The organism is Paracoccus sp. 08 (assembly GCF_024105395.1).
GTDB classification, from domain to species: Bacteria; Pseudomonadota; Alphaproteobacteria; order Rhodobacterales; family Rhodobacteraceae; genus Paracoccus; species Paracoccus marcusii.
The window spans coordinates 90,603-98,157 of sequence record NZ_WEKR01000001.1 but is presented as its reverse complement, the minus strand read 5'-3'; the positions used below and the strand labels follow the sequence as shown (position 1 = coordinate 98,157).

The window sequence follows — 7,555 nt, the reverse complement described above, 5'->3', positions numbered from 1 at the left end:
AGCCTTTGGGCATCGGACACGTCCATGCCGCCATACTTGGCCTTGAGCTTGTAGAACGTCGCCCGGCTGAGACCATGCCGACGACAGACATCCGCCGTCGCCATTCCGTCGACGCAGTACGTCGACCCTGCTCCTTGATCATCCCAATGATCTGCGCCTCGGTGAAGCGGCTTTTTCTCATGTCGTCTGCTCCTTCGTGATGAAGCAAACTCTACATTAAACCGAGGGACGTTCCGGGGGGGCAGGTCAATCCGGCTCAAATACTTCAGGACCGCATTCTCCTGCCGCAGACGTTTTAACTCGGCATGCAGATCGAATGGTGCCTCACCTGGTTCAATTTCATCGCGCTTTTGGCTCAGCCAGCGCGTCAGCGGCGATAGCTCAATGCCCAGATCTCGCGCTATCTCCGGCCGCGTCCGACCGCTGGTCACCGCCAGCGGCCTGTACCGCAGAAGTGAGCGCCGCCATTTCGATCGCCGTCACCATGCTGGGACTTGCCCGAGAAAAGTACAGAGCACCAACCAAGGGACTAGGTGGTGTTCTATGGGAAGCGGGAACAGACCGACGCGGGAGTTTCGGCATGACGCGAGGCCCCCAGGGCAGCCGCCTTCTTCCAGTGTTGTAGCCTGGGCCCACGCAGTTTTAGGACCAGTCCTAGGGCAAGCAGTGGCTCGCGACGGATGCAATGCTGCAGCGTAGCATCGCTGTTCTTCGTGGTTTGAGCTTTGGCGGTGAGTGGGTTGTCATCCGCTTATTTTGCGGGAGAACATGCTAACACCCGCAACTGCGATCGAACTGCGGAATCAGAGAGTAGCTACCAGTTCAGTGCCCTATAAAAACCATTCAATTGCGAAGCATTGCATGCTGCGCGCATTATTCCTTTTCTGAACAGTCTATTCAGTTTTGCGGTCAATAAGATCGCTTTGAACCTATTGAATCGCCGTACGTCTCAATTCCTAGAATCAGTTGTTCGCAGGTCCTGCACAGGCTTTACCTTTCCTTGGCATCTTTGGCAGTCGGACGACGTCCGGCTATGCCTGCACGCGTCGCGCCGGGGACAGGCGTGATTCGGCCCCTAACGATGTGACCCAACGACAGATCGAACCTGCCACCCGATCCGGCTTGGCAGAATCGTGCCGTTCTGATTGAACGATGGGCAGGCGGCACGCATGGTGCCGGTCTTGCCGGGCTAGGGTTTGACGTGATCGCCTTCGTGGATGTCAGATGAACGCGGGCCGTTCTTCTCAATGCGACGCGTGCCTGCTAGAGGCGGCAGCGCCTGCAGGCCACGGCGCTGCCAAGAGAGTTGTCGACACATGAGCGATCACGTCACCCCCGACGGTCCGGCGCAACCTGCCGCCGCATCGGCGCACCTGTCCGATCTTCCCACCGCGGGGCAGCATGGTTCCAGCAACCTGGGCGGGCTGGTCCTGGGGGCGATCGGGGTCGTCTATGGCGACATCGGGACCTCTCCGATCTATGCGATGCGCGAATCGCTGCATGCCGCGTCGCGCGACGGGCTGTCGCCCGATGACGTGGTGGGGGTGATCTCGCTGCTGATCTGGACGCTGATCTCGATCGTCAGCTTCAAGTACGTCGCCCTGATCATGCGCGCCGACAACCGGGGCGAGGGCGGCACGCTGAGCCTGGTGACCCTGATCCAGCAGGCACTGGGCAAGCGGCCCGTCTGGCTGATGGTGCTGGGAATGATCGGCATATCGCTGTTCTTCGGGGACGCGATCATCACGCCGGCCATGTCGGTCCTGTCCGCGGTCGAGGGGCTGACCATCGTGGCGCCCGCCTTCGGCCCCTACGTGGTGCCCGTCACGCTGGCCATCATCACCGGGCTGTTCATCGTCCAGCGGTGGGGCACGGGGGCGGTGTCGATCCTGTTCGGGCCGATCATGGTCAGCTGGTTCGTCGTCATGGCGGTGATGGGGCTGTCCCATATCGGCGACGACTGGTCGATCCTGCGCGCGCTCAGCCCCGTGCATGCCGGGGCGTTCCTGGTCACGAACAAGCTGGCCTCGCTGATCGTCTTGGGATCGGTCTTCCTGGCCGTCACCGGAGGAGAGGCGCTTTATGCCGACATGGGCCATTTCGGGCGTCGCCCGATCCGCATGGCCTGGGTGCTGCTGGTCTGGCCCGCCCTGACGCTCAGCTATCTGGGGCAGGGGGCGATGATCCTGGCCCATCCCGACCGGGTGACGAACCCGTTCTTCCTGATGGCGCCGCCCTGGGCGCTGCTGCCCCTGGTGATCCTGGCGACGATGGCCACGGTCATCGCCAGCCAGGCGGTCATCTCGGGCGCGTTTTCGATGATCAAGCAGGCGGTGCGCATGAACCTGCTGCCCCGGCTGGAGATCCTGCACACCTCCGAGACCCAGGAGGGGCAGATCTACCTGCCCAAGATCAACGCGATCCTGGCCATCGGCGTGGTCGTGCTGGTGGTGGTGTTCGGATCGTCCTCGGACCTGGCCGCGGCCTACGGCATCGCGGTGACGGGGGACATGGTCATCACCACCATCCTGGCCTCGGTCGTGTTCCTGCGGGTCTGGCGCTGGCCCCTGATGGTGGTCGCCGTGGTGGTCACGCCGCTGCTGGCGCTGGAACTGCTGTTCCTGGGATCGAACGCGATCAAGATCCCGAACGGGGGCTGGGTGCCGATCATGATGGCCGCCGTGATGATCGTGCTGATGTGGACCTGGATCCGCGGCACCCGTCACGTCCAGGCCCAGGCCCGGCGCAGCGCCACCCCGATGGCCGCGCTGATCGAGATGCTGGCCAGGTCTGACCGGCTGGTCGAGGTGCCCGGCACCGCCGTCTTCCTGACCGCCGAACCCGACATCGCGCCGGCCGCGCTGCTGCACAACCTCAAGCACAACCATGTCCTGCACGAGACGAACATCATCGTCTGTGTGACCGTGGCGACGCGCCCCTATGTCGCCGACAACGACCGCCTGACGGTGACGCGCCTGTCCGACCGCTTCATCCGGATCGACATGTGTTTCGGCTACATGGAGGAGACGAACCTGCCCAAGGCGCTGACCCTGGCCCGCAAGGAAGGCGTGCGCTTCGACATCATGTCGACGTCCTTCTTCCTCAGCCGCCGCACGTTCCGCCCCGGCAAGACGCGCGAACTGCCCGCCTGGCAGGAGACGCTGTTCGTGTCCCTGTCCAAATCCGCTGCGAACGCCACCGACTTCTATCATCTGCCCAGCAGCCGCGTGATCGTCCTGGGTCAGCAACTGCTGATCTGACGCGGCGCCGGGTCTGGATCGCCCGGCATCGACATCGCGCGGAGGCTGGTGGATGGTGGGCCCCGGCAGGACGCGGATGGCGCGAGGAGAGGACTGACATGATCGATTTCACCCTGGACCCCCGGTTGGAGGACATCCGCCGCCGTACCCGTGATTTCGTCGACACCCATATCCTGCCGGTCGAGGCTGACCGCGCCAACTGGGACGATCATGACAACATCGCCGATGCGCCCCTGCAGGCGCTGCGCGCGCGCGCGCGGGCGGCGGGGCTGTGGTGCCCGCAGGTGCCGCAGGCCCTGGGCGGCATGGGCCTGCCCGTCACCGGCCGCGCGGTGATGTACGAGGAGGCGAACCGCTCGATCTTCGGGCCCGCGGTCTTCAACTGTGCGGCCCCCGATGACGGGAACATGGATATCCTGGCCCGCGTGGGCACCCCCGATCAGCAGGCGCGCTGGCTGGCGCCGCTGGTCGCGGGTGAGGTGCGGTCCAGCTTCGTGATGACCGAACCCGCGCCGGGTGGCGGGTCCGACCCCGGCATGATCAGCACGACCGCCGTGCGGCATGGCGATGTCTGGCGCGTGACGGGCCGCAAGTGGTTCATCACCGGGGCCGAGGGGGCGGCGCATTTCATCCTAATCGCGCGCACCGACCCCAATCCCGACGAGAAGCGCCGCCATCTGACGGCGTTCCTGTTCCACCGCGACCAGCCCGGCTGGAAGATCCTGCGCCGCATCGCCATCATGGGCCCCGAGGAGCATGGCGGCCATTGCGAGCTGGAATTCGACGGGCTGGAGATCCCCGACGAGAACCGCCTAATGGGTGTGGGCGACGGGCTGAAGGTCACGCAGATCCGGCTTGGCACCGCGCGGCTGACCCACTGCATGCGCTGGCTGGGTCTGGCCAAGCGCTGCGTGGCCGAGGCGCAGGCCTATGTCGATGCGCGCGAGGGCTTCGGCATCCGGCTGGCCGACCGAGAATCGGTGCGGCTGATGCTGGGCAGCGTGGCGCTGAACATTCAGATCGGGCGGCTGCTGACGATGAATGCGGCCTGGGCGCTGGACCAGGGCAGCCATGCCCGCAAGGAGGTGTCGATGGCCAAGCTGCATGTCGCCGACACGCTGCATCAGGCCGCCGACGTGGCGATCCAGCTGAACGGCGCGCGGGGATACAGCCGCGACACGGTGCTGGAATGGATCTATCGCTATGCCCGGCAGGCGCGGCTGGTCGATGGCGCCTCCGAGGTGCACCGGATGGTGCTGGCCGATGCCTATGCACGCGAGGGGGACGACTTCTGGGGCTGGGGCGCATGAGCCTGACGGATAACGCCGCACTTGACGCCTGGCTGGCGACGACGCTGGACCTGCCCGGCGCGCGGGTCACCGCCGCGGACAAGCTGTCTGGCGGCGCGATCCAGGAGAATTGGGCGGTGACGGTCACGGCGGACGGGATGTCGCGCCGCCTGGTGATCCGTCGCGACGCCCCGGCCACCATCGCCGCCAGCCGGTCTCGGGCAGAGGAATATGCGATCATCGCCGCAGCCCACCGCGCGGGTGTGCGCGTGCCCGAACCCCTGGGCTTCTGCGACGACGCCTCGGTCATCGGCGCGCCCTTCGCGGCGATGGCCTGGGTGGGCGGCACCGGCTATGGCCCCAAGGTCGTGCGCGACACGACGCTTGGCGGCGACCGCGAGGCCTTGGGCCGCGACCTGGGCCGCCAGCTGGCGCTGATCCACAGGATCGATCCGGACCAGGCGCTGGCAAGGGTCCTGGGGCCGCGCCCCGCCGATCCGGCCCTGCAGGCGGTGGCGGGGCTGCGCGGCTGGCTGGATGCGCGGCCCGCGCCGCGACCAGGCCTGGAATGGGCGCTGCGTTGGGCCGAACGCCACGCGCCGGCGCCCGACAGGGTGACCCTGACACATCAGGATTTCCGCACCGGCAATTTCCTGGTCGATGCCGATGGGCTGACGGCCGTTCTGGACTGGGAATTCGCCGCCTGGTCGGACCCGGCCTGCGATCTGGGGTGGTTCTGCGCGGAATGCTGGCGGTTTTCGCGCCCCGATCTGGAGGGTGGCGGCATCGCCAGCCGCGCGGCCGTCCTGTCGGGCTATGCCGCGGCCGGGGGCGTTGTCCCCACCCCCGGCCGCGTGCGGTGGTGGGAGGTCATGGCCCATATCCGATGGGCCGTGATCGCCCTCCAGCAGGGCGACCGCCACGACAGCGGGGCCGAACGCTCGCTGCACTTGGCACTGACGGGGCGCATCGCCGACACGCTGGAATACCGCCTGCTGCAGATGACCGCGCCGGAGGCCGCATGAGCGACGCACTGGACCTGATCGCAGAGGCCGAGGCGACCCTGCGCCGGGACATCGCCCCTGGCGGGCCGGATGCCCGATACCACGCACTGCTGGCCGCCAATGCGCTGGCCATGGCGCAGCGAGAGCTGGCCCGCCCGTCGCAGGACGTGACCGTCGATGTGGCCGCGATCCGGACGGGTGCGCATGACCATGACGCCGATCTGCATGCCCGCCTGCTGGCAGTTGCCCGATTGCGCGCCTGGATCGCCGACCCCACCACCGCCGAGGAGCCCGCATGAGCATGGATCGTTTCCGCCTGGACGGGCGCGTGGCGCTGGTGACCGGGGCATCGGGCGCGCTTGGCGCGGAATTCGCGCGAACGCTGGCCGGTGCGGGGGCGCGCGTCGTGCTGGCCGCGCGGCGCGTCGATGCGATGCGGGCCCTGGCCGACAGCCTGTCTGACGCCCATTCCATCGCGCTGGACGTAACCGACCCGGGCAGCGTCGCCCGCGCCGTGGCCGATGCCGAGGCCTGGGCCGGCGCTCCGGTAGACCTGCTGGTCAACAACAGCGGCATTGCCATTCCCGGTGCGTCGCTGGAGCAGTCCGACCAGGACTGGGCGCGAGTGATGGGCGTCAATCTGGACGGGGCACGGCGGATGTCGGTGGCGGTGGCCGCAAGGCTGGTCGAGGCGGGGCGGCCCGGGGCCATCGTCAATGTCGCCTCGATCCTGGGGCTGCGGCAGGGGGCGGGGGTGTCTGCCTATGCCACGTCCAAGGCCGCACTGATCCAGCTGACCAAACAGCACGCCCTGGAATGGGCGCGCAACGGCATCCGCGTGAACGCATTGGCCCCCGGCTATGTCGAGACCGACATCAACCGCGATTTCTTTGCCACCGACCATGGCCAGGCCCAGATCCGCCGCATTCCACAGCGGCGATTGGGGCAGGCCGGCGATCTGGCCGGGCCGCTGCTGCTGCTTGCCTCTGACGCGGGGGCGTTCATGACCGGATCGGTCCTAGTGGCCGATGGCGGCCACCTGCTGTCGCCGCTGTAGACGCGATCCCCACGGCCACTGGCGCAAGGGGCGCGGGATGGGCTAGCGGCCAGTCGGGGGCACAAAGCCCGCCTCGGCCTCGATCCGTTCGGCGACTAGGTGCTGCAACGTCCAGATGTAATCGTCCTCGATGCCCCATTCGGCCAGTCCGCGCGCGGTGCGCAGCAGATATTCGGCGCCCGATCCTGCAGCGCCTGCAGCGGTCGCCAGCAGCCGCGCCTGCTCCTCGACCGGAAGGCGCGCGACGGGGGCGTCGACCGGATCGGCATAGAAGGTCAGCGCGGATTCGACCCCGCGATCGGTGCGCACCTGGATCCAGCAGGCATTCGCGGCCAGCTCGTGCGCGACCAGTTCGCGGCGCAGGATGGCGCGCATGGATTCGACCTCGGTCCCTTCGGCGATGTCCAGCACCAGCCCCTCGCAGGTGCCGCCCGATGCCAGCGCCAGCATCAGGCCGGGCCGTTCCGGCGTGCCGCGGAAATGGTCCAACGTCAGCGAAAAATCACGGTGCCAGCCGATCGCCGTGGCGCGGCGGCGGTCCTGAACCGCAAAGCCCGGATTCCAGATCAGCGACCCATAGGCGAAGATCGGTATCGGGCCCGTCCGCCCCTGCGTCAGCCGCAGGGCCAGCGCGTCCAGGTCGCCATCCTCCAGAATCCGCCAGGCGGGGTTGTAGAGCAGCCTCTCGGCGGGGGCGACGCTGGCGACGTGGTGATCGCTCAGCGACAGGGTGCGGGCCTTGGGCATCATCCCTCCGGTGTGGCGTGTCGGGCGCAGGTTTTGACCGTCATCCGCCGGGCGTCAACCGCCAAACCTGTCCGCGTCACGACGTCGCGCGCAAATCGGGCGGTTTCGCGGGCCGCCTGCCTGCACGGGCTTCACCCTGCGCGCGATGGCGGCTAGAACGGGGGCAAGGGGCATTCCGGTTGCCCAGACACGCAAATA

General features: G+C 67.4%; 6 protein-coding genes and 1 pseudogene. 5 read left to right on the top strand and 2 right to left on the bottom strand.

Features of this window, described 5'->3' with window-relative positions; genetic code table 11:
* Window positions 1-181, bottom strand: a pseudogene (locus GBO37_RS00470) (transposase); the annotation flags it as partial.
* A 1,135-nt stretch (window positions 182-1,316) separates the two neighbouring features.
* Between GBO37_RS00470 and GBO37_RS00465 the strand changes: the two are divergent.
* The 5 genes from GBO37_RS00465 to GBO37_RS00445 all read left to right on the top strand — a co-directional run bounded on the left by GBO37_RS00465 (window position 1,317) and on the right by GBO37_RS00445 (window position 6,610).
* Window positions 1,317-3,260 (top strand): potassium transporter Kup, encoded by a 1,944-nt coding sequence (locus tag GBO37_RS00465; protein WP_252926469.1) that lies wholly within the window; start codon window positions 1,317-1,319, stop codon window positions 3,258-3,260.
* Between the two features lie 98 nt (window positions 3,261-3,358).
* The gene (locus tag GBO37_RS00460; protein WP_252926468.1) at window positions 3,359-4,570 is read left to right on the top strand and encodes an acyl-CoA dehydrogenase family protein; all 1,212 of its coding nucleotides are present in this window, start codon (window positions 3,359-3,361) and stop codon (window positions 4,568-4,570) included.
* Window positions 4,567-5,574 carry a phosphotransferase family protein gene (locus GBO37_RS00455; RefSeq protein ID WP_252926467.1) on the top strand — a complete coding sequence of 336 codons (1,008 nt, stop codon included), beginning with the start codon at window positions 4,567-4,569 and terminating at the stop codon, window positions 5,572-5,574. The genes GBO37_RS00460 and GBO37_RS00455 overlap by 4 nt, the downstream gene beginning before the upstream one ends.
* On the top strand, window positions 5,571-5,852 hold the full coding sequence (locus GBO37_RS00450; RefSeq protein ID WP_252926466.1) for a hypothetical protein: 282 nt from the start codon (window positions 5,571-5,573) through the stop codon (window positions 5,850-5,852). Before GBO37_RS00455 ends, GBO37_RS00450 begins: the two co-directional genes overlap by 4 nt.
* Complete coding sequence (locus GBO37_RS00445) at window positions 5,849-6,610, top strand: SDR family NAD(P)-dependent oxidoreductase (protein WP_252926465.1); 762 nt, start codon at window positions 5,849-5,851, stop codon at window positions 6,608-6,610. Before GBO37_RS00450 ends, GBO37_RS00445 begins: the two co-directional genes overlap by 4 nt.
* A gap of 42 nt (window positions 6,611-6,652) precedes the next feature.
* Here the strand turns inward: GBO37_RS00445 and GBO37_RS00440 are convergent, their stop codons facing one another.
* The gene (locus GBO37_RS00440; protein ID WP_252926464.1) at window positions 6,653-7,360 is read right to left on the bottom strand and encodes a gamma-glutamylcyclotransferase; all 708 of its coding nucleotides are present in this window, start codon (window positions 7,358-7,360) and stop codon (window positions 6,653-6,655) included.
* Window positions 7,361-7,555: the final 195 nt, after the last annotated feature.